Origin of the sequence: Pseudoalteromonas sp. GABNS16E, assembly GCF_028598715.1 — a bacterium.
Classification (GTDB): domain Bacteria; phylum Pseudomonadota; class Gammaproteobacteria; order Enterobacterales; family Alteromonadaceae; genus Pseudoalteromonas; species Pseudoalteromonas atlantica.
Genome location: NZ_JAQREZ010000015.1, coordinates 1 through 21,703, shown reverse-complemented (window position 1 = coordinate 21,703; position 21,703 = coordinate 1). Strand labels below are relative to the sequence as shown.

Annotated in this window: 19 protein-coding genes and 2 pseudogenes; 16 read left to right on the top strand and 5 right to left on the bottom strand. The window is 38.3% G+C overall.

Going from position 1 to position 21,703, the window contains the following annotated elements; translation table 11 throughout:
- Window positions 1–11: 11 nt before the first annotated feature.
- Together PSI06_RS08375 and PSI06_RS08370 are read right to left on the bottom strand one after the other, a co-directional pair.
- Window positions 12–992 (bottom strand): 2-hydroxyacid dehydrogenase, encoded by a 981-nt coding sequence (locus tag PSI06_RS08375; protein WP_273604287.1) that lies wholly within the window; start codon window positions 990–992, stop codon window positions 12–14.
- A 303-nt stretch (window positions 993–1,295) separates the two neighbouring features.
- Window positions 1,296–1,847 (bottom strand): glutathione peroxidase, encoded by a 552-nt coding sequence (locus PSI06_RS08370; protein WP_004587708.1) that lies wholly within the window; start codon window positions 1,845–1,847, stop codon window positions 1,296–1,298.
- Window positions 1,848–1,963: 116 nt separating this feature from the next.
- Between PSI06_RS08370 and PSI06_RS08365 the strand changes: the two genes are divergently transcribed.
- Window positions 1,964–2,845 (top strand): NAD(P)-dependent oxidoreductase, encoded by an 882-nt coding sequence (locus PSI06_RS08365; protein WP_273604286.1) that lies wholly within the window; start codon window positions 1,964–1,966, stop codon window positions 2,843–2,845.
- Window positions 2,846–2,980: 135 nt separating this feature from the next.
- Here PSI06_RS08365 and sbcB read toward each other — a convergent pair whose 3' ends face one another.
- Window positions 2,981–4,426 carry an exodeoxyribonuclease I gene (gene sbcB / locus PSI06_RS08360; RefSeq protein ID WP_096041538.1) on the bottom strand — a complete coding sequence of 482 codons (1,446 nt, stop codon included), beginning with the start codon at window positions 4,424–4,426 and terminating at the stop codon, window positions 2,981–2,983.
- A gap of 215 nt (window positions 4,427–4,641) precedes the next feature.
- Here sbcB and PSI06_RS08355 point away from each other — a divergent pair, with 215 nt between their 5' ends.
- The 15 genes and pseudogenes from PSI06_RS08355 (at window position 4,642) to PSI06_RS08285 (ending at window position 20,310) form a co-directional block, all read left to right on the top strand.
- The gene (locus PSI06_RS08355; RefSeq protein WP_273604285.1) at window positions 4,642–6,225 is read left to right on the top strand and encodes a GTP-binding protein; all 1,584 of its coding nucleotides are present in this window, start codon (window positions 4,642–4,644) and stop codon (window positions 6,223–6,225) included.
- A 15-nt stretch (window positions 6,226–6,240) separates the two neighbouring features.
- A complete protein-coding gene (locus tag PSI06_RS08350; protein WP_273604293.1) occupies window positions 6,241–7,599 on the top strand; it encodes a COR domain-containing protein in 1,359 nt (452 codons plus the stop codon).
- A 177-nt stretch (window positions 7,600–7,776) separates the two neighbouring features.
- Window positions 7,777–8,184, top strand: a pseudogene (locus PSI06_RS08345) (hypothetical protein).
- 152 nt (window positions 8,185–8,336) lie between these two features.
- The gene (locus PSI06_RS08340; RefSeq protein ID WP_273604284.1) at window positions 8,337–9,593 is read left to right on the top strand and encodes a cation:proton antiporter; all 1,257 of its coding nucleotides are present in this window, start codon (window positions 8,337–8,339) and stop codon (window positions 9,591–9,593) included.
- 271 nt (window positions 9,594–9,864) lie between these two features.
- Complete coding sequence (locus PSI06_RS08335) at window positions 9,865–10,272, top strand: hypothetical protein (protein WP_004587203.1); 408 nt, start codon at window positions 9,865–9,867, stop codon at window positions 10,270–10,272.
- Window positions 10,273–10,709: 437 nt separating this feature from the next.
- Entirely contained in the window at window positions 10,710–10,979 is a 270-nt protein-coding gene (locus PSI06_RS08330) for a YrhK family protein (protein ID WP_004587206.1), read from the top strand.
- Window positions 10,980–11,034: 55 nt separating this feature from the next.
- The gene (locus PSI06_RS08325; protein WP_407073067.1) at window positions 11,035–11,550 is read left to right on the top strand and encodes a M23 family metallopeptidase; all 516 of its coding nucleotides are present in this window, start codon (window positions 11,035–11,037) and stop codon (window positions 11,548–11,550) included.
- Between the two features lie 238 nt (window positions 11,551–11,788).
- Complete coding sequence (locus PSI06_RS08320) at window positions 11,789–12,199, top strand: hypothetical protein (protein WP_004587208.1); 411 nt, start codon at window positions 11,789–11,791, stop codon at window positions 12,197–12,199.
- 477 nt (window positions 12,200–12,676) lie between these two features.
- Window positions 12,677–15,823, top strand: a pseudogene (locus tag PSI06_RS08315) (PilC/PilY family type IV pilus protein).
- A 497-nt stretch (window positions 15,824–16,320) separates the two neighbouring features.
- Entirely contained in the window at window positions 16,321–16,977 is a 657-nt protein-coding gene (locus PSI06_RS08310) for a hypothetical protein (RefSeq protein ID WP_024033418.1), read from the top strand.
- The gene (locus PSI06_RS08305) at window positions 16,974–17,660 is read left to right on the top strand and encodes a Crp/Fnr family transcriptional regulator (RefSeq protein ID WP_024033419.1); all 687 of its coding nucleotides are present in this window, start codon (window positions 16,974–16,976) and stop codon (window positions 17,658–17,660) included. Before PSI06_RS08310 ends, PSI06_RS08305 begins: the two co-directional genes overlap by 4 nt.
- Before the next feature lie 73 nt (window positions 17,661–17,733).
- On the top strand, window positions 17,734–18,237 hold the full coding sequence (locus PSI06_RS08300; RefSeq protein ID WP_029772246.1) for an Mpo1 family 2-hydroxy fatty acid dioxygenase: 504 nt from the start codon (window positions 17,734–17,736) through the stop codon (window positions 18,235–18,237).
- A 145-nt stretch (window positions 18,238–18,382) separates the two neighbouring features.
- Window positions 18,383–19,174 carry an SDR family oxidoreductase gene (locus PSI06_RS08295; RefSeq protein WP_273604282.1) on the top strand — a complete coding sequence of 264 codons (792 nt, stop codon included), beginning with the start codon at window positions 18,383–18,385 and terminating at the stop codon, window positions 19,172–19,174.
- A gap of 61 nt (window positions 19,175–19,235) precedes the next feature.
- A complete protein-coding gene (locus tag PSI06_RS08290; RefSeq protein ID WP_054983966.1) occupies window positions 19,236–19,826 on the top strand; it encodes a DUF2238 domain-containing protein in 591 nt (196 codons plus the stop codon).
- A gap of 31 nt (window positions 19,827–19,857) precedes the next feature.
- Window positions 19,858–20,310, top strand: a complete 453-nt coding sequence (locus tag PSI06_RS08285) for a GNAT family N-acetyltransferase (protein WP_273604281.1) — start codon at window positions 19,858–19,860, stop codon at window positions 20,308–20,310.
- A 29-nt stretch (window positions 20,311–20,339) separates the two neighbouring features.
- Here PSI06_RS08285 and PSI06_RS08280 read toward each other — a convergent pair whose 3' ends face one another.
- Both PSI06_RS08280 and PSI06_RS08275 read right to left on the bottom strand, forming a co-directional pair.
- Window positions 20,340–20,783: a hypothetical protein gene (locus PSI06_RS08280; RefSeq protein WP_167381744.1), complete on the bottom strand. Its 444-nt coding sequence runs from the start codon at window positions 20,781–20,783 to the stop codon at window positions 20,340–20,342.
- A gap of 55 nt (window positions 20,784–20,838) precedes the next feature.
- Window positions 20,839–21,459, bottom strand: coding sequence for a hypothetical protein (locus tag PSI06_RS08275; RefSeq protein WP_273604280.1), 621 nt, complete (start codon window positions 21,457–21,459; stop codon window positions 20,839–20,841).
- Between the last annotated feature and the right edge of the window lie 244 nt (window positions 21,460–21,703).

Here is a 21,703-nt window from a genome sequence, read left to right as displayed (position 1 = left end):
GGGCCGCGGCTTTATAAAACCTCATTGGTTAAAGGTCTATGTTCATTAATTTCTATTGCGTTTTGTATGGTGGTATTGGCAATTTCGTTAAGGGCTTCTTGAGTAAAAAAGCCTTGGTGGCCAGTTATTAATACGTTTTTAAAACTAACTAAGCGCGAGAATATATCGTCTTGGTTTATCTCGTCGCTATGGTTTTTAAAAAATAGCTCCGACTCCTGCTCGTACACATCAAGCCCTAAATACCCTAGCTTTTTAGTTTTAAGCGCATTTATACACGCTTTGCTATTAAGTAGCGCACCGCGCGAAGTGTTAATTAGCATTACCCCAGGTTTCATTTTATTAAATGCATCGTCGTTTATTAAATGGTGTGTTTGCTCATTCAGTGGGCAGTGCAGTGAAATTATATCGCTTTGAGTAAGCAGGGAATCTAAATCGGTGATGGTGTAATTGCCAGGTGTTGCATAAGGGTCGCACACTAAAACATGCGCGCCAAAGCCATTTAAAATATTACAAAGGGCAAGGCCAATTTTACCACAACCTATAATGCCAACTGTTTTGTCGTGTAAGTTAAAGCCTAATAAACCGTTTAAATCAAAGTTGTCTTCGCGTACGCGGTTATAGGCTTTATGTGTTTTACGGCTAAGGGTAAGCATAAGTGCAACACAGTGCTCAGCTACGGCTTCTGGGCTGTATGCGGGCACTCGTAATACCTTAATGTTGTGTGCTTTGGCGGCCACTAAATCAACATTATTAAACCCTGCGCAGCGAAGTAAAATAGTATTAATTCCTTGCTCAGCAAGGTGCTCAATAACGAGGGCGTTAACCGTGTCGTTTACAAATACACACACAGCATCAAACCCTTTAGCAAGCAGTGCTGTTTGCTCATTCAGTGCTTGCTCAAAGTAACAAATCTCTATTTGCAGGTGTTTTTTAATACTGCGCTTAAAAAAAGGCTGCTCGTATTTTTGCGTACTAAAAAAAGCAATGTTCATATTATTTACTCCAAAGCCTAGCTGTTATACCAATGCGCATAATCAAGTGATCTATTTTGAGGATATAAAAACGCGTTGATAGTAAGGCAAAAAATTCGCTATTTAGTTGTTCTCGGCAATTGCTCCTGCATTGCTCTACCTTCTGCATCCATGCAGTCGTAAATGAGAGTTTTTTAACGCAGATAGCGACACGTTTAGCCCCTAAAAATGATTAAGTATTATTGCTGATTGGTATTATACGTAACCTTAACCTAGTTTAATAAAGCATGCTTGAGTAACCACCCGTTTATTGATTTAGAATAATTAAGCGCCTTTTAATGCATTAAAGTTGGGTATTATTTTTGCGTTATTTAAATTATTAGCGTTTAGTGCGCTAGGTAAGTTTGCCTCAATGACCTGTTTAAGCGTTTCGGGCTTGGTGCGCGGCGCATAACGTGCAACGAGCTGACCTTGGGGGTTAATTAAAAACTTGGTGAAGTTCCACTTTACTGCGCGGTTTTGCGAAATACCACGGGTATGCGACTTTAAATAATTAAACAGCGGGTGCGCCTCGGGCCCATTTACCATGACCTTACCAAACACTTTGAACGACACGTCAAATTGCCCTTGATAAAAGTCTTTAATCGCGAGGTTATCAAGCGGCTCGTTTTGGCCAAATTGATGACACGGAAACGCTAAAATAGTGAAACCGCTATTTTTATATTCCTGATAGAGCTTTTCTAGCGAACTTAATTGCACCGAAAAATTACATTTACTTGCTGTATTAACAATAAGTACTGTTTTGCCTTTTAGCTGGCTAAGCGCAAAGCTTTCGCTGTTGTACAAAGGGGCACTAAATTGATAAATACTATCCATGGTTACCTACTTATTTCCTTACGTTGGAAATTTATAAAGGCTTAATTCGCTTTTTAAGCAGCCGATTGACATAATCGGGCATAGTTTCTAAGTTAGCAGGAAAATAAGGCACTTTTATGTCAATCAATGTTGCATTTATAGGTTTAGGGGTAATGGGTTACCCAATGGCAGGGCATTTAGCAAAAGCGGGCTTTAATATGTGTGTATATAACCGCACTCAAGCAAAGGCGCAAAGCTGGGTAGATGAGTATGCAGGAAGCTTTGCTACCACGCCGCGAGAAGCTGCTAATAATGCTGATATTGTATTTATGTGTGTAGGTAATGACGATGACTTACGTGCGGTTGTTTACGGCGAAAATGGTGTTTTAGCGGGGATGGCCGTTAATAGCATTTTGGTTGACCATACAACGACATCGGCCGAAGTAGCCCGTGAAGTAGCAGAAAAAGCAGCCCTGCAAAATATAGATTTTATAGACGCGCCCGTATCTGGCGGACAAGCAGGTGCTGAAAACGGCGTGCTTACAGTCATGGCTGGCGGAAACGAAGCTGTTTTCACTAAAGTGCAACCCGTAATGGCAGCATATAGCCGTTTTAGCCAGTTATTAGGCGATGTGGGCGCAGGGCAGTTATGTAAAATGGTTAATCAAATTTGTATTGCCGGCGTAGTGCAAGGCTTAGCCGAAGGCTTACACTTTGCCAAACAAGCAGGGCTTGACGGTGAAAAAGTAATTGAAACCATTTCAAAAGGGGCTGCGGGTTCGTGGCAAATGGAAAACCGCTACAAAACAATGTGGGCAGGTGAGTACGAGTTTGGTTTTGCCGTAGATTGGATGCGCAAAGATTTAGGCATCGCGCTTGATGAAGCTAAAAACAACGGCGCTACGTTACCTATGACTGCAACGGTTGATCAATATTACGCCGACGTACAAGCGCTTGGTGGCGGCCGATACGATACATCAAGCTTACTAGCACGCATTGAAGCACTGCATAAAAAATAACGTTTTGAGTATATCAATGTAAACGCCAAACTTGCGTGATGGGCAAAGCCTATAATAATTTAAACAAAAACGCGACGCTTTAGTAATTAAAGCGTCGCGTTTTTATATGCGCTATACAAATAAACTGAAAGAAAATTACATGCTTTGCGCGTAGTTATACAAAGCCTTTAAAATGGTCAGATTTTTTTCGCTGTCGTCGTGCTCATGGGCCAAGTTTTCAAGGGTGATCATAAAATCTTGTGCGCTAATTGAGGGTTGATCTTCTCCGTGCATTAACTTGTTTTGGCAATACTGACGCCATTGGTCAAGCTCTTGCTGGTTGAGCGTTTCAGGCCAGTTTCGCGCGCGGTATCTAAACAGTAATGTATTGAACTTTTTATCTTCAAAATCTAAATTTAAGCCCGCTAGCTCGTCTGGTTTAGCATCGCGAATAATCGCAAATTTAGCTTTGTCGGCATGGCTTGTAAAGCCATCGTAAAGTAAGTAATCAACGTTAGTGGTTGCGCTGTAATCTCCTTTTTCATTAAACACTTCGGTTACTTTATCGCGAAGCTCGGTATTGGCTTTTAAAATAGCTAAATTAGCGAGGCATTGCTCGCGGTCAATGCCTAAACGGGCTGCATTTTCAGGTAATAACGTTTTAGCAGGCGCTAAAATAGGGCACTTGTTTAAATGCACCAGTTTTAAACCAACAGGTAAATCGCCCTCGGCTAAATCAACGCGTTTGGTGTATAAACGTTTACGTAACTCTTCTACGTTTAAATCAAGCAATACTTGCGGGTTTTGGGTTAAATCAAAACATATAACGGCGTTTTTATTTACCGGATGAAAGCTCATAGGCGCTACCCACGTAGTACAGCCCTGCGTTGCAGGAATACGCGATGATGTGTGTACCAGCGGCGTCATGTTAAATACATCAACTAACTCACCAAGCGCTTTTTTATTACGCAGCCCAAAAAAGAAATTATAAAGCTTTGGTTGTTTTTCTTTTATAAGTTTAGCCAGTGCAATAGTGGCAGTTACATCGCTTAGCGCATCGTGAGCAGCGGCGTGTTCAATGCCATTAGCTACCGTTAAATGTTCAAGCTTAAAGCTCGGGCTGCCGTCTTCTTTTAACGGCCATTCAATCCCCTCAGGGCGCAGCGCATAACACGCACGTACTAAATCAATAATATCCCAGCGGCTGTTATTGTTTTTATATTCGCGCTCGTACGGGTCGTAAAAGTTACGATAAAAGCTATAACGGCTTACTTCGTCATCAAAGCGAATACTGTTATAACCAGCCACACAGGTGTTTGGCGCACTAAATTCAGCGTGAATTTTGGCTATAAACTCAGCCTCAACCAAACCTTTTTGCATCGCCACTTGTGGCGTAATACCGGTAATTAAACATGCCTCAGGGTGAGGCAAGTAATCCGCTTGCGGCTTACAATATTCAATAAGCGGCTCGCCAATTATATTTAAATCAAGATCGGTACGAATTCCCGCAAACTGGCTCGGCTTATCCTTTTGTGGGCTTGCTCCCCACGTCTCGTAGTCGTGCCAGTAGATTGTTGCTTGATTTTGCTCTTGATATGCCATGCTGAAAACCCTGAGTAGTTAACTTATAAACGCCTAAATACGCGCCAAGTTACTAAAATAATGAATTATTTAGATTATGGCATATGGGCGAGAGAGTTTATAGGTTTGGGGGATAAATCAGTATATAGCTAAGTCGTAGGCAAGAAGTGAACTCATTAGTTTATTTTTGCTGATTCTGATATATTTAAAATACGAAAACTAGGGACAGCTAAGATATGAACGCTAAATCAAGTACTAAGGAAAATTTACCAAAAATTAAAGAAGACTTTTTACCTTTGGTGCAAAATTTACTTCAATTAAGTGATTCTGAAAAAGCCTATAATTATAATTATGAGTTTACAAATTTTCCAATTGACGATAAGGGCGGTGCTTTTTCGGTTAATAATAAAGGTGACCTTACAGGTTTAATATTAAAGACTACTGAAAAACCTAATTTAGACTGGGATTTAATATTAAAATGTAAATTTTTAGAGGTTTTACATTTAGAGGGTTTTAAACTTGAGCATGTTCCAGATGAAGTTTTTGCAATAACAGGACTAACCAATTTAAAGCTTATTAATCTCCAACTCAAAGAGATTTCAGGAAATATTTGCAATTTAGGCTTATTAGAAAATTTAGATATTTCACATAACCAAATATGTGAACTGCCAAATAACACATCAGATCTAATAAATTTAAAAAGCTTATTTTTACAAAATAATAAATTTACTTTTTTTCCTGAAGTAATTTTTAAATTTTTTAACTTGGAGAGTTTAAGTTTAGGTAATAATAGTATTGAATTAATTCCTTCTGATATCGGTTGTCTAAAAAAGCTTTACATACTGGATATAAGCTTTAATCGCATATCAGCATTACCCACTGAAATTCTCGAACTAAAAAGCTTAGCTATTTTAGCGGCTAATGATAACAGTATAAATGCTATACCTGAGGCAATCGGATATTCTGAGGAGTTAGAGTTTTTAAAACTTTCAAGTAATAGAATTAAAAAGTTACCAGATAGTTTATTAAAATTGGAGAAGCTGTTTATCTTTGATATTCAGGATAATTTATTACCTATACCAGATCTTTCTTTTCATGAGCTTAATCCTAAAGAGAAGATACTGACATTATTAGCAATTCAAAACAGTAAATCCTCCCCATTGAAACAGGCAAAGGTTTTAGTTGTTGGTGATGAAAGAGTTGGCAAAACATCAATTATAAATAGGCTGCTTGGTAATCCACATAATGAGAACCAAACGTCTACACAGGGAATCGATATATCGAGTTTAGACTTCAACGAATACAAAGCTCATATCTGGGATTTTGCAGGTCAAGAACTTACTCACCAAACTCATCAGTTTTTTTTGACCGAACGAAGTCTATACCTTTATGTAATAGATGCCCAAAAAGAAGATAACCAAGCCAGAGATTTGCATTGGTTTAATACAATAAAAAGCTATAGTGAAAATTCCCCGATAATTGTAGTTGTGAATCATTTTGACCAAAATTCAAACTACCAGTTTGATCTTCAAAGGTATCAAAATACTTTTCAAGTGGTAGATGTAATTTATACAAGTGCTTGTAATTTAAACTCTCTATCCGAGGACGTTAAGCATAAAATAGGCGATTCAATAGATAAGTTAAATCAGTCTATTTCAAGACAGCTACCAAAACTTCCAGGTATTGAGAGGCAGATACCTGAAAGTTGGCACATTGTAAAAAGTGCAATGGAAACATTTAAAGAAACACATAACGTTATTGAAAAAAATATTTATGAGAATGAGTGTCAAAAAGCTGGTGTATTGGGTTCACCTCTGTAAACAGCGTTACTTAAAATTTTAAACAGTATAGGAACTGTTATTGCTTACCCAAATGATTTTAGGTTAAAACTTACGCAGATATTGAAGCCTGAATGGGTGACAAACGCAGTTTATAAAATAGTCCGAAGCCCCGCTAAAAATCCCGGGTTATATACCGAGGAAGCTATAAGTGAAATTTTAAAAGATGATTATTCACACCCTCAACAGCAATGGCTTATTGATTTATTAATTAAGTTTGAATTGGGATTTCGTGTCTCAAATTTTGATTTATTAATACCTATGAGGCTCCCCTCTGTAATGCCTGAATTTGACAAAAGTCGTTATCAGCAAGGATTAAATATAAGATTTAATTATCATAGAGTTGGTTTATTAAAATCAAACGTACTACCTCAACTTATAGTTCGCATGCATCCATATGTTGACGAAAACACAACTAAGTATTGGAGGCATGGGCTATTTTTGGCCCACGGTGGTTGTCAAGGTGTAATTATTTCGGATGAGCCTAATCAATGTATCGATGTTTATTTATCAACAAGAGATGAAGATGCTAGAGCATTATTGCAATGGCTGCGATCAAATTTACAAAAGATAGAACATTCACAAATACAAGCAAATGAGAGTGAGGTACTTCCTTATAAAGAAGAAATTACGATTTATGATGAAAATTATATTACTCCCATCGGTTATGTAAATTATGAAAAAGTTGAACGTGCTCAAAAAAAGGGCAAAAAGACAATTGAGGTTGAAGTTCAGTATTCTGAAACTGGGAAAGTCGATGATATTGATATTGAGGTAGCTCCACTTCTCGGATTATATAAGGCACCTGAGCTTTCATATAATATTAAGGGCTTAACAGATGTCATTGTAAACATTCTTCTAAGACTTACTGACTTTCGCTCTAAAATAATCAATGAAAAAGAAGATGATATAAATGACAGGCTAAGAGAATCTCTTATTTCTAGTGGTTACTCTGTAAAAGATCAGTCAAGGGGTGGTTTTAGTGGTAGTGCTGTGGGCGTAGGTGAACGCGATTTAGTCATGATGAATCAATTTGGCCAACAAGCTACACTTATAGAAGCTATGTGCTTGAACAGTGTAGTAAAAGAGACAATTAACACTCACTATGACAAGCTTATTAATAACTATAATACACAAGGTAATTCATTTGACTTTTTAATCACCTATGCAAAGGTTAAGAATACCAATAGTTTTTGGGATAAATATCAGCAAAATTTCAAGAATATCCGAGATTACAGTAGTATGCACACAGATAAGTCAGTACTTAAAGTAGGGTACAGCTATATTGAGATGGATGAAAGTACGGAAGGTCGAAGAATAGTTCATATTGTAATTAACTTTGGTGTTAAACCATAGATATTTGAATTGTGTTGCGTAAAGCGAGCATCAGCTTTATGCAATGCATTAGACTAAAGTCTATAAGTTAATTTTCTTCACTTATTGGTTTTGTTTTAATCGTTTGTCGGTTTTGTGTTAATTCTCTAAAGTTAAATTGTCGGCAACAAGCACGACTAACTCAACAGGAATATAATCATGAAAAGCTCACTTATCAAAACCATCGCTCTTGGCTCTTTATTAACTTGCTCAGCTGCTGTAATGGCTGATACAAGTGACTACAAATTAATGGTTATCGAACAAGCGACTGCGCCGCAGCCAATTGAGTAGTCATTTAATAGTTGCGCACTTAATGTTAAGTCAAAAAACTATGCAGAGGCTGAAGCAATTTGTACAAAAGCAATTGCACTTTTAAAAGATGCAGACGGCCCTAAATTTAAAGTACGCCAACTTACGTCATTCGCGTTAAGCAACCGTGGTGTTGCGCGCTTAAAATCAAATAATGACACAGCAGCCATTGCTGATTTGTACGAGGCTAACCAAATGTCTAACAGTAAAATGGTATCGCATAATTTAACACTTGCTAAAGAAGAGCTTGCGCTATAAAAAAGCACTAAACATGCTTTAATTAAGCCAGTGTATAAAAAGCCCATGTTAGGTTTATTCTTAACATGGGCTTTTTGCGTTGCACGGTTAAAAAGTGCAAATCATAAAAGTGGAAACTACTTATTAGGCTTTAAATTTAAGAGAGCTAGATTATGGATGTCACGAGTACGTTGAGTATATTTGAAATTAGCGCGATTTTTTTATCTATAACCGCATTACTTGCTTATATAAATCATCGGTTTATTGGCCTGCCAACCACCATTGGGGTGATGGTTATTTCGCTTTTAGTGTCTATTGCGGCCATATTTTTGGGCTTTTTAGGGTTTGATGAACTTATTGATTACGAAGTCAGCCTACTTGATCAACTCAATTTTACTCATGTATTGCTCGATGGCATGCTCTCAATGCTGCTTTTTGCTGGGGCGCTGCACGTTAATGTAAGTGACTTAAGACGTTATAAATTACCCATAGGTATTTTAGCGTGTGTGGGTACGCTAGTTTCAACAGTGATTATTGCTGCAGCGTTATATGTAGTAGTGCCTTTATTGGGATTTAATTTATCGTTTATATGGTGTTTATTATTTGGTGCGTTGATTTCGCCAACCGATCCGATAGCGGTGATGGGTATTTTACGCTCTGCTGGTGCGCCTAAAAGTATTGAAACCGTAATAGCGGGGGAGTCGCTATTTAATGATGGTATAGGCGTGGTGGTATTTGCGCTTTTATTAGGAATTTTAACCAGTGGTGATATGCCAACTACATACTCAGTGGCTCATACACTCGCTGTTGAAGCGGGGGGCGGTATAATATTTGGTTTAATATTAGGCGCTGCTTTAAATTATTTATTAAAAGCAATAGATAGCTACCAAGAAGAAGTATTACTTACGCTAGCGGGTGTTATAGGCGGTTATGCATTGGCGAGTCACTGGCACTTATCGGGGCCACTTGCGATGGTTATGGTGGGATTAATGGTGGGTAATGATGGCCGTAATTTAGCCATGAGTGATAAAACACGCCACTATGTTGATTTGTTTTGGGAGCTAATTGATGAAATTTTAAATGCCATTTTATTTGTGCTAATTGGCCTTGAAGTGGTAATGATTGTGTACTCAGCTAATTTGCTGGTGGCGGGTGTTTTAACCATTTTAATTGCGCTATGCGCACGTCTTATTGTGGTTGGCCTAACAACAACTATTTTTAATAAACAGCTCGAGCTGCCCAACGGTGCATGGAAAGTGTTAACCTGGGGAGGACTACGTGGCGGTATTTCGGTGGCACTGGTGTTGCAGCTACCTGATGGATCGCAGCGTAATATTTTATTGGCTTTAACTTATGCAGTGGTGGTTTTTTCAATTTTAGTACAAGGCTTGAGCGTAGGAAAAGTCGCCAAAAGCATAAAAACAAAATAAATTTTAAAGATTGATTTTTGTACAGCTTGCTGGCTTGTATGCGTAACTACTGCATAAGATTCGTTTTAAAACCTTTTTTCAAAACAAGCAGTAATTACGCTGGTTTACACGCTGTTAAACATTTAAATTTGTACGTATATTAGACTAAAGTCTATAGGTTAATTTTCTTCACTTATTGAGTTTGTTTTTCTCGTTTGTCGGCGCTGAGCTATTACTCTAAAGTTCAGTTGTCGGCAACAAGCGCGACTAACTTAATTAGGAAAGACAAACCATGAAACGTACACTTTTAAAAACCATCGCTCTTGGCTCATTACTAACTTGCTCAGCAGCTGTAATGGCTGATTCAAGTGACTACAAACTAATGGTTATCAAAACCGCTACTGCTCCATTGCCACTTGAAGAGTCATTCAATAGCTGTGCACTTAACGTTAAATCTAAAAATTACGCTCAAGCTGAAGAAATTTGTACTAAAGCCATTGCACTATTAAAAGATGCACAAGGCCCTAAATTTAAAGTACGCCAGCTTACATCGTACGCTTTAAGCAACCGTGGCGTTGCACGTTTAAAAGCGCATAACGATACAGCAGCATTAGCTGATTTATACGAAGCAGTACAAATCTCTGAAAACACATTAGTGTCTCATAACTTAACTCGCGCTAAAGAAGAGCTTGCCTTATAAAGCAATTTAATTAGCGAGAGTCACAAAAAAGCCCCTACCGATTTATATTTGGTAGGGGCTTTTTTGTGCGTGTAATAAAATTTTTTATAAAACTCACATGTAAATTTAAAAGCGAGAAAGCCCGTATTAGAAAGCTTTATTTTTGGAAATGTTATTAGCGGCAGATGCGGCTTTAGGTCTTAAAAACGTTTAGAAAAAGACCAAAAATAAACAATTAAATATACAAGCAATAGTGAGTTTTTGGCTATAAAGACTCTACACCAATAAAAACGCTGGCTGATATATCAGCCAGCGTTTTTTATTATGTGTTTTTTGCTATTGTATTATGCAGATAAGCCTATACCAATGCGTAATAATACTTAATTAAGCGAATTGGTATTAGATGCTAGTGAAAACAGTTTTTTTTAATTACACAGTAAAAAGAGTGAGTAGTATTAATGGGCTCCAGCAAAAATCAGCTTAATTTAGACTTAGGACAAGAGCATATTACTATCCAACGCCGTTATGAAGCATTAGGCGCAGTTAACGATTTTTTAATTGCGGTGTGGTTTTTAATTGGTAGCTTTTTCTTTTTAAATGAGTCATTAGTTGAAAGCGGTACCTGGCTTTTTATAGCTGGCAGTGCGCAATTAATAATAAAACCTGTATTAAAATTAATGAGTTTAGTTCACGTTAAAAAAGTGTTTCGTTCTAACAATACTCACTAGGCGTTCAGGTATTGTAATTAATAATTTAATGACTATTCACAGCAAAGGTAATGCATTGAAACTACTAAAGTGGACTTTGGGCGCAGTTATAATTTTATTAATAGTGGGTTTACTCATTCCTGAGAAGCTAGTAATTCCTGTGCAAGGCGCTACAAGTAAAGATTGGAATCACAATACGTTTTGGTATGAGCCGTGGGGGCACTCGGGTGTACATAAAGGAATTGATATTTTTGGCGCTAAAAACACGCCTGTGGTTGCTGCAACAAGCGGTATTGTTATTTTTTCAGGTGAACTAAAGCGAGGTGGCAAAGTGGTTGCGGTATTAGGTGCAAAATGGCGAGTGCATTATTTTGCACATTTAAATGACTACAATGTAAGTGCAGGGGATGTAGTTAGCATAAACAGCCAAATTGGTTTACTGGGTGATACCGGTAATGCTGCAGGAAAGCAACCCCATGTGCATTATTCTATATTATCGCTTATGCCTATGCCGTGGCTTTTTACAACACAAAGCCAAGGGTGGAAAAAAATGTTTTTTTTAAACCCACATAAAAAGTTGACTGCTAACTAACTCAGTTTTACTTATAAGTGGGCCGTTACAAATTAACTGCCAACGTAGTTAACTCGCCTGTTTTTGCTGTATTTTTTGAGAACGAAAGAAACGCTATTTAAAGCAGGTGTTAGACTAAAGTCTATAGGTTAGATTTTCTCACTTATTAGGTTTGTTTTTATCGTTTGTCGGGGCAAGAGGATTTATCTAAAGTTAAGTTGTCGGCAACAAGCACGACTAACCAAACAGGAAGATAATCATGAAACGTACACTTTTAAAAACCATCGCTCTTGGCTCATTATTAACTTGCTCAGCTGCTGCAATGGCTGATCAAAGTGACTACAAATTAATGGTTATTGAAGATTCTGTAACAGCCGCACCAGAGTTTGAACAGCCATTCAATAGCTGTGCACTTAATGTAGAATCTAAAAACTACACAGAAGCTGAAGCCATTTGTACACAAGCAATTGCCTTATTAAAAGAAAGCCGTGGCCCACGTTTAAAAGTACGCGAACTTACATCGTTTGCATTAAGTAACCGTGGTGTAGCCCGCATGATGGCCAAAAAAGACACCGCAGGCCTTTCAGATTTATACGAAGCGTATCAAATCTCTAAAAACTCACTGGTATCTCATAATTTAACGCGTGCTAAAGAAGATTTATCGTTATAAATTTATTACTTAGCACTTAAAAAGCCCCTGCAAGTTTATAACTCGCGGGGCTTTTTAGTTTTTATTTTTTAAATTAACCAATGTGAGTTGTTAATTTTTTTAAGCGGGTTTAAGGTGTATCCTCACTTAAATACCTATTTTAATAGGGGGTTTTAAACTTAAAATATGGTAATTACATCATTGCGTGTAAGGTTAACCGAGTATCACAGGTTCAATTGTTTTTAAAAGCGGGATATTTTACTAATGACGATGCGTATATAAAATGCTCTAAGGGTATTAAATTTCTTTATATTTGCGCCTATTTTCATTAAAGTACTTAAAATATAGCAAATTCAGTTAATATTAATCTTTGTAAATAAGTTTATGTTTAATGGCATTTAGCTGTTTTGTGCATTTTTCTAATTAAAACTAAAAATAAATAAGTAACTGCACTTTTAATGGAACTGCGTGATTTTAGCGCAGATAAAAGGATTTAAAATGAAACTTACCTTCAATCGCATTGTTGCATCTTTTTTTGCAGCAACTGTTAGCCTCTCTGTAACCGCCGAAGATATAGAGCTATACGTAAACCATAACGTAGAAACCGATGAAAACCCCCGTGTTGTGATTATTTTTGATACCTCCGGAAGTATGGGAAGTAAGCTTCCTTACAACGGACCTAAAAAAATAGATGCAGCTAAAGATGCCATGACCCAACTGGTTAATGATAATAGCGCCATTGACTTTGGTTTAATGCGTTTTAATGGTAACAACGGTGGTTATATTATGGCTGGCTTAGGCTCATCACATGACACTATTTTAGGCCAAATTGAAAAGCTACCTGCTAGCGGTAACACCCCCGTTACAGAAACCTTATGGGAAGCCTACCTTTATATGACAGGCCAAACCGTTTGGTATGGACAAAATACCAATCAACGTGACTTTAGTGTAGAGACCAATGACAACCTTTTAACACCCCCTGATTATATATCGCCGTTTAGACAGGCATATGGTTCGCAAGAGCGCTGTGATAATTCTATAAATTTAATATTAATGACCGACGGCGACCCTACTCAGGATAATAACCGTAATGACGATATTAAAGATTTATACAAGCAAAAATTTGGTTATAACCCAAGTAAAACAAGTAACAGTTATTTAGCGGTATTAGCGCAAATAATTCATGGTACACAAGACGTTGAAATAGATCTTTACGAAGACACACCGGAAGTAGCAGACACAGGCCGCGTATTTACTATTGGTTTTGGTAGTGGCATGAGTAGCAAAGGTAAAACGCTTCTTGAAAAAACCGCTGAACTAGGTGGTGGCGAGTACCTTCACGCAGATACCTCAGCAGAGCTCTCTGAAGCATTAAATAATACTATTTCTAGAATACGCGAAGTAAACGATAGCTTTTCATCGCCTACGGTTGCCAGTAATAACGTTGACCAAACCCGCAGCCGAGAAGCAATCTATTTTGCTATGTTCTATCCTGAGACCGGGGCTCGTTGGGGCGGCAATTTAAAAAAATTAGTTATGTCGGGCTCTAACTTAGTTGACTCCACAGGCCGTGAGGCAATAGGTGACGACGGCTTAATTAAAGAAGACGCTCGCACGTTTTGGCTACCTTCAAATAAACCGGCTGATGGTAATTTAGTCGCACAAGGCGGCGTAAACTACTTACTTTCAAGCTTAGACTCACAAAGCCGCAAACTGTATATAGATTCGGACGGTAGTATTGTTGATTTTACCTTTGATAGAGTTAAAGAAATTTTAAATATAGTGTCAGACGCCATAGGTGGCATCATACCGGGTACTGATATTGCTATCTCGCGCAATGATATTAATTGGGCAAGAGGCATGGATGTAGATAACGAAGATAGCGATAGCTCATCAGTAGATCAGCGTGCCAATATTTTTGGTGATCCTTTGCATTCTAAGCCGGTATCTATTGATTATGGTGATGGCAACATACGTATTTTAGTGGGCACTAATGCTGGCTTTTTACACATGTTTAACGATAAAGGTAACAGCATTGAAGAGGAGTGGGCGTTTATGCCTGCTGAGCTGTTAAAAAACATACCTGCGCTTCGTACAAATCAAGCCAATACTAAAGTGTATGGTATGGATGGGCCTATTAGTGTGTTTTTTAACAATAAAAGTTTAAACAGTGACGGCTTAAATGACGGAGTAATAGATGCCACTAAAGGTGATGAAGTATGGGCATTTGCTGGCATGCGCCGCGGGGGTAAAAACTATTAAGCACTTGATATTAGCTCACCAGATAAGCCAAAACAGCTTTGGAGTAAGCCTATTGTAGGCGGCTCAGATGGGTTTGAATACCTAGCTCAAACCTGGTCAAAACCACAAATAGCCTATATTAAAGCGTTTGGAGATGAGCCTTTACTGGTATTTGGTGGCGGATACGATACAAACAAAGACAACGCGATTCGTAGCGAGGATGAATCAGGCACGGGAATTTACATTGTTAAGGCTAAAACTGGCGAAAGAGTATGGGCGTTAACGCCCGATGATAATAATTTCCAAGGTAAGCACAGTATAGCTGCTGATATAGCAACGCTTGACTCAGATTATGATGGTTACATTGACCGTTTATATGCCACCGATACGGGGGGTAATATTTGGCGTGTGGATATGCCTGGCTCAGACAAAAATAGTTTTTCTCATTACAAATTAGCAGAGCTTGGCAGTTCATTAGCAACCCAAGACCGACGCTTTTTTTACAAGCCACTAGTGGCACGTACTATGTTTAGTAAAGTGAGCAAAACGAGCTATGGCGGTGAAGAAATAACCACACGATTAGATACGCCTTACGATGCCATCGTGATAGGCAGTGGTAATCGCTCAAATCCGCTTGCAACCAATGAGCAAGATCACCTTTACATGATTCGCGATGAACAAACCGTAACTAAAACCTTCGATTCACAAAATACGCCAGAGCCCATAGTGCCAAGTGATTTAATGCTTATGAATGACGACCCATTTGGCAATGCACTAGATAATGTAGATGAGTTTGTAGAACTTGAAGCTGATTTAGCAGGCTTTAAAGGGTGGCGATATGAGCTAAGTAATGGTGAAAAATCATTGGCTGCAGCCACCGTAGTAGGAGGCGTAGCTTATTATACATCGTTTACACCTGCACTAGAGTCTGATAAAAATCAGTGTTCTTTAACTGGAGGCGGTGGTGCAATGTACGCTTTTCATTTGCACTATGGCACAAAAGTGTACGACCAACTTAAATTTACTACCAGCTACGATGTACCCGACACCGCTCAGTTGTATTTTGGTGAAGGCGACTCATGTATAGATGCTAATAATAATGGATTATGTGATGTGCCAACACCTGATGATGGTGACCCAGATGACGGTACCCCAGGTGGTGGTTACGAGTACGAAGAAACAATACCTGTTAGCCAAGTAAGCCAGTTTTATTTAATCGGCCCGAGCCTTACTGGTGAAGGCGCAGTAAACCCAATCAAACCGCCTGAAATTAGCGGACCAGGGCTAACTGTTGTTGATGGTAAAGTTAAACTTGTAAATGACAGTGATACATTAGGCTTTGGCTTTAAAACGCAGCAAACCTACATATATAAGCGTGAAGAAAACGATTCTTCATCTGATTAGGTTAGCCTTAGCTCAGGCGTCACAACGCTTTATTATTTACCGCGCATGCCTTTAAAAGGCATGCGCTAACTTTTCTAGCTAATACTAAAGAGCCCAAAGCAAACCTTGCTACGTTAAAGTGTTCTGCTTAAGAAAGCTCAACAATTAAATTTTTGCCTAAAATTCAACACGCCTCCTACCTAAAATAGATTACCTAACCAAGCGAATTTGTATTAATAAAGCCAACATTTATTCGCAATTATTGTGTTTAAGTATTTTAAAAAGAGGGCTTATTGTCCCTATATTGAAAATAGACATACGGGTAATAATTGGTTTATGAATTGTTCGTAAATAAACCAATTAATGTGTAAATAAACATTAAATAAGTCACTAAATAGTAAAGCAATATTTGCATAACATGGTTAAAAAAAAGATTTATAAAACTTACCATTTTTAATGGTTGCTAGTGCTTAATTTTGCCGCTATTTTAAGGTTAAGTTGTATTAGATGGAATTAGTATGAGTTTCAAATTGATCTCTTTTTGCTATTGTATTCCCGTACTCTTTTTAAATGGTTGCGATGAGGAAGTGAGTTTATTTAGTAGCAGTAAAACGCCGTCAGTGGCTAAAAACGAAAACGCTAATTTACCGGCTACTGCTATTAAGCAAAAGCACCTTGTTGTAGAAGGCCTAATAGAGGGAATTGTACCAAGTCACTGTAAACGTGGTGAAACAGCATATATAAATGCAAAAATGCAAAAGGTTATACGCAACCCAACTGCAAAAGTGACTTATACACTAAAGCCCACTGATAATATTTTGTCTGTGTGTGTGGCCAATGATAACTCAGCTATTACTTATCGTTATGGCACTGAGCAAAAAATTGGCCTTGAGTATACGGCCACTGCGGCGCAGCCATTTGGTAGCTACTATCGTCAAATAGGGAAAGTAGGCGAAAGTATTTTGTTTTTTAACAAAGGCAATTACTATTACTACATTATTAATGCTGGTGGTATGGGCAGTGGTGTTTCAGTGAACGTATATAAAAATAAAACGCTTATTGCGGAGTTTTTCTCTGGTAATGAGGCGTATAACGACTTTGTTATTGCCAGTAATTTAGACTTGCCTAAGTCGTTGGCAATAGAGCTTCAACCACATATAAACACAATGCAATGAATGGATTAAGTAAAGCACATTGTAACATTATTGAACAAGGGCAGTGGTTTTCTAAGCGTGATGCACACTTAAAACAGTTTTTACTAAGCCACGCAAAAACTTTAAGCCTTAGCGCGCACCAATCTCTTTTTTTACGAGGTGATAAACACGACGGTATTTATGCTGTATTAAGTGGTGTGGTGCGTATTAGTGGGGTAAGTAATAATGGTAAAGAAGCTGTTTTAAGCTTTGTTGATGCCTCGCTGTGGTTTGGCGAAGTCACTTTATTTGACCGCGGAATGCGCACGCACGATGTTTATGCGCAAACCGATGTAACACTGTGTTTTATTGGGCAACGCGCACTTGAGCAACTGTTAAAACAATACCCGCATTATTGGCAAGACTTTGGGTTACTCCTTGCCCAAAAATTGCGGGTTATGTTTACTAGCATGGAAGATCACGCACTATTAAGTGCCGAGCAGCGCGTTGCAAAACGCTTACTTATATTGTGCGCGCATTTAGCGCATAGTAATGGCCATACGTTTACTTTGTCACAGCAACAATTGGCTGATATGACTTACCTCACACGGCAAACTGCCAATCAAATTCTAAAAAAATTAGCAAAGCAGCAACTCATTGAGGTCGGCTATAACAAAGTGACCATTTTAAACCAATCTGCTTTAGAGCTACTTTGTAATCAGTAAATGTCGGCTCCCCGACAGAGTGATATTTTAAAAGCCTGATATAGTGTAAAAAAACACAATAAAAGGCACACACATGAAAACTCTACAGCAACAGCTTGGTACATACGGTTTGTACCATCGCTCTAAACGCAATGTTTTAACTCATTTTTTTGGTATTCCGCTTATTGTATTTGCGGTGCTTTGCTTGTTAGCGCGTATTCAAATACCCATTGGCAGCCTTCTTATTGATGGCGCGCAGCTTTTTGTTTTTGCAAGCGTGGTGTATTACTTAATGCTGAGCGTGTCGCTTGGTTTAATAATGGGTGTACTGTTTACCTTATTGCTTTTAGCAGCGCAGCCAATCGCTGCTATGGCTTTTTGGCCTTGGTTAAGTATTGGTGTGGGCGTGTTTGTATTTGGCTGGGTACTGCAGTTTATTGGCCATTATTATGAGGGTAAAAAGCCTGCGTTTGTAGATGATTTAATTGGCCTAATTATTGGCCCGTTGTATGTAACCGTTGAGCTTTTATTTTTAATGGGGCTTTATAAATCGCTAGAGCATGAAGTTAACGCCATAGCAGGCCCCACCAAGGCATAATGCTAAGCGGCTTAAATATTTAGTTATTTTAGCGTGCTAAATAAAGCGTTAACCACGTTATAAATCATATATCTGTTGTTATAAACGTTTAAAACTTAACACGATTGCTATTAGCAGCGGATAAAATAATAAAGGCAAATAACCCATGCAATACAACAATAAAACCGTGTGGATCACCGGCGCATCATCAGGTATTGGCAAAGAGCTCGCAATACAGTTTGCAGCACTGGGTGCCAAGGTTATTTTATCAGCCAGAAGCGTTGATAAACTTAACGAACTAAAACAAAGCTTACATGGCGATGGCCACATTATTGTGCCTCTTGATTTGTCAGCGCCTGAAGCTGTTTTAGCTCAAGTTACTGATTTAATGAGTACATTACCTGCTATCGATATTTTAATTAATAACGGTGGGGTATCGCAGCGCAGCTTATTTTTAGAAAACGAATTTAATGTTTACCGCCAGTTGATGGAAGTTAACTATTTTGGCCTCATTGCACTTACCAAAGCGGTAGCGCCTACTATGGTTGCTAGGCGCAGAGGCTCAATAGTCTCAATTAGTAGCGTTGCGGGTAAAGTAGGCTCTAAATTTAGAACGGGCTATTCAGGCTCTAAATATGCAGTAGTGGGCTTTATGGATTGCCTGCGTGCTGAGCTTTCAAAGCATAACATTCATTGCTTAACTATTTGCCCCGGCTCTATTAAAACCGCCATTGCACATAATTCGTTAAACGAGCAAGGCATAGCGCAAAACAAGCCAGAGCACTCAATAGAAAATGGCATGGATGTAAGCCTAGCTGCTAAAAAAATGATCCTCGCAATTTATAATAAAAAAGACGAAGTGATTGTTGGCAAAGGCTTAAGCGGCTGGGCACCGACCATTAAACGGTTTTTTCCTAGCTTATTTAATCGATTAACCGCTAAAACAAACTATCGGTAGCATCGGGCGATTTAGAGATATAAAATGCTGTAAATTCAATCAATTTAGACAAGGATTCTAAATGAAGTATTTATGGCTTGGCCTGTTTTTTATTGTATTAATTTGGTCCGGAATTAACCCAAAAGATCAGTTTACTTGGCTGCTTGAAGTTATCCCCGCAATCATTGGTTTAGTGCTTCTGGCAAGCAGCTATAAGCATTTTAAACTCACCCCCATTTTATATGGCTTTATATTAGCGCATTGTATTGTGCTAATGGTTGGCGGGCATTACACCTACGCCGAAGTCCCTTGGTTTGATAATTTATTTGGCAGTGAGCGTAACAACTACGACAAAGTAGGGCACTTTTTTCAAGGGTTCGTGCCTGCATTATTAGCGCGTGAAATATTACTACGTAAAAATGTAGTCAATGGTAAAGGCTGGCTAAATGTGTTTGTTGTATCGATATGTTTAGCGTTTAGTGCTTTTTACGAACTAATAGAGTGGTGGGTTGCAGTGTTAAGCGGTGAAAACGCAGAAGCATTTTTAGGTACGCAAGGGTACGTATGGGATACTCAATCTGATATGGGAATTGCCTTACTTGGGGCTATTTGCTCGATATTGCTGCTTTCAAAAGTACACGATAAACAGTTAAAAAATGTTAAAGATTATTGATTCAAATTTTATGATTAAAAGACAATAAATTATGACTGTAAATACCCACAATTTCACGATAAGCACAGATAAAAGCAAGCTTAACTTTAACGTTATTTATAACTTTATTGTTAATAGCTATTGGGCTAAAGGAATACCTAAAAGCGTGATGCAAAAAGCGATTGATAACTCAATGTGCTTTGGTGTTTACAGCGCTGATAACGAGCAAGTTGGTTTTGCCCGCGTAGTAACCGACAACGCCACCTTTGCCTATTTGGCTGATGTATTTATTACCCCAGATTTACAAGGTAATGGTCTGAGCAAGTTACTCATAAAAACGATTGTAGAACACCCTGAGCTGCAAGGGCTCAGGCGCTTTTTATTAGCCACTTCTGATGCGCATGGCCTGTATGCGCAATACGGGTTTAAGCCGATAGATAACCCAGCACTGCTAATGCAAATAAATCCTGCAAATGTGTATGAGGGAAATAATAGTGAGACCTAATAAATGGGGCGAAGAGTTTAAGAAGTTTTCTATGTGCCTAATTTACCAAGACTATATTGTTCTATACTACCAGCGGAAAAACAAATACCAACATAAAGCCAAACAGTACTCGCTACAATTTGCCAAGTATCTAAACCTGAGGACGTTACAAATGTAGGAACAGCAATTAATCCCCGCAATAAGCAGATCATTGCAATGGTAATTAAAGCTGATTTGAGCAGAGGAACTTTGCGAATTAAACCAACTGCTGAAAAAGCAAAAATAGTACAAGCAAACATTAAGCTTGCAACGATTATTGTGCCAATTGGAGCAAGTAAAGTTCCTTGAATCGAAGAGTCGATTATTTGTTGAGGTGCCCGAGCAAATGCAAACCAACTAGGACCGCCAAAAATACAGAGTAGGTGCCAGATCGCAGAAGCGGAAGCTATAACACCTGCACTAATTAATAATTTTGATTGAACACTAAAACTCAATGCTTACTCCATATTGCACTGGCACATAATGCCTTGTTATATTTCGTTGGATCATTTAGCTGCTAATTCGGTTTCGTCTTTCTTCATCAAGCTTTTTTAATGTATTGAGTGTAAAATTAGGCTTTAATACTAATTCATGCTCTCTTGCATTACCTTCGAATAGCACCTGTGAATCATCTATTTCCATAAGGAATACTGGCCTAGCTTTAAGCATGGATTCGGACATTCCAGATGCATGGTAAAAAGCATTAAGCCCTTCAATTTCGCTTGCCCACGAGCAACCTAAATCCTGTTTAGACTCACCATCCCTACCTATTCGATATAATGTTAAAGCTTGATTCAAAGGCGTGTAGCTTTGAGGAAACTTTGACAAATCAAAGCGAAAACAATCATAACTTCCTGATATTACACTTGAGGTAAATAGCTCGTTTAGTGTCTCTTTTTTCCCTTTGCCTTCCATAATATTGATTATGCCCTCCTTATGGGCATTCAGAAACATTAGCAACACCTCCAATTTATCGCCATGTTCATCAGTATAAAAAGTTCCTTCGAAATCTTTCTTAGATGCCAACAGCTTATCGATATATGTAAGTTCCTGGGGACTAAGATATTTATATTTTAAGTGTTCGAGATCGATACCGATGGAACTAAGTAGTGTGGATAAATATTGATTCAAATAGTTCTCTCTTAAGAAATATAGACATAATGACTCCCACACGGTGTTAGCCTCCGCTTTTCGTGGGTTAGCTTAATTCAAAGCCAGAGCCATAATTAGTTTGTCAATTAACTAAACAGCAGAGGCTAACATGAATAAACATAGCATACTTTTTATCGGTCTTGATACACATAAAGAATTCAATGAAGTCGCCTATATTGAAGAACATAGAGGTGCGCAACCTGTTCATCTTGGCCGAGTTTCG

Excerpts from the sequence above, each read along its gene's own strand:
- PSI06_RS08320 (WP_004587208.1), top strand. The coding sequence starts at position 11,789 with ATGAAACGTACACTTTTAAAAACCATCGCTCTTGGCTCATTATTAACT.
- PSI06_RS08370 (WP_004587708.1), bottom strand. The coding sequence starts at position 1,847 with ATGGATAGTATTTATCAATTTAGTGCCCCTTTGTACAACAGCGAAAGC.
- PSI06_RS08305 (WP_024033419.1), top strand. The coding sequence starts at position 16,974 with ATGAATGGATTAAGTAAAGCACATTGTAACATTATTGAACAAGGGCAG.
- PSI06_RS08290 (WP_054983966.1), top strand. The coding sequence starts at position 19,236 with ATGAAGTATTTATGGCTTGGCCTGTTTTTTATTGTATTAATTTGGTCC.
- PSI06_RS08340 (WP_273604284.1), top strand. The coding sequence starts at position 8,337 with ATGGATGTCACGAGTACGTTGAGTATATTTGAAATTAGCGCGATTTTT.
- sbcB (WP_096041538.1), bottom strand. The coding sequence starts at position 4,426 with ATGGCATATCAAGAGCAAAATCAAGCAACAATCTACTGGCACGACTAC.
- PSI06_RS08330 (WP_004587206.1), top strand. The coding sequence starts at position 10,710 with ATGGGCTCCAGCAAAAATCAGCTTAATTTAGACTTAGGACAAGAGCAT.
- PSI06_RS08335 (WP_004587203.1), top strand. The coding sequence starts at position 9,865 with ATGAAACGTACACTTTTAAAAACCATCGCTCTTGGCTCATTACTAACT.
- PSI06_RS08310 (WP_024033418.1), top strand. The coding sequence starts at position 16,321 with ATGAGTTTCAAATTGATCTCTTTTTGCTATTGTATTCCCGTACTCTTT.
- PSI06_RS08355 (WP_273604285.1), top strand. The coding sequence starts at position 4,642 with ATGAACGCTAAATCAAGTACTAAGGAAAATTTACCAAAAATTAAAGAA.
- PSI06_RS08300 (WP_029772246.1), top strand. The coding sequence starts at position 17,734 with ATGAAAACTCTACAGCAACAGCTTGGTACATACGGTTTGTACCATCGC.
- PSI06_RS08375 (WP_273604287.1), bottom strand. The coding sequence starts at position 992 with ATGAACATTGCTTTTTTTAGTACGCAAAAATACGAGCAGCCTTTTTTT.
- PSI06_RS08295 (WP_273604282.1), top strand. The coding sequence starts at position 18,383 with ATGCAATACAACAATAAAACCGTGTGGATCACCGGCGCATCATCAGGT.
- PSI06_RS08285 (WP_273604281.1), top strand. The coding sequence starts at position 19,858 with ATGACTGTAAATACCCACAATTTCACGATAAGCACAGATAAAAGCAAG.
- PSI06_RS08365 (WP_273604286.1), top strand. The coding sequence starts at position 1,964 with ATGTCAATCAATGTTGCATTTATAGGTTTAGGGGTAATGGGTTACCCA.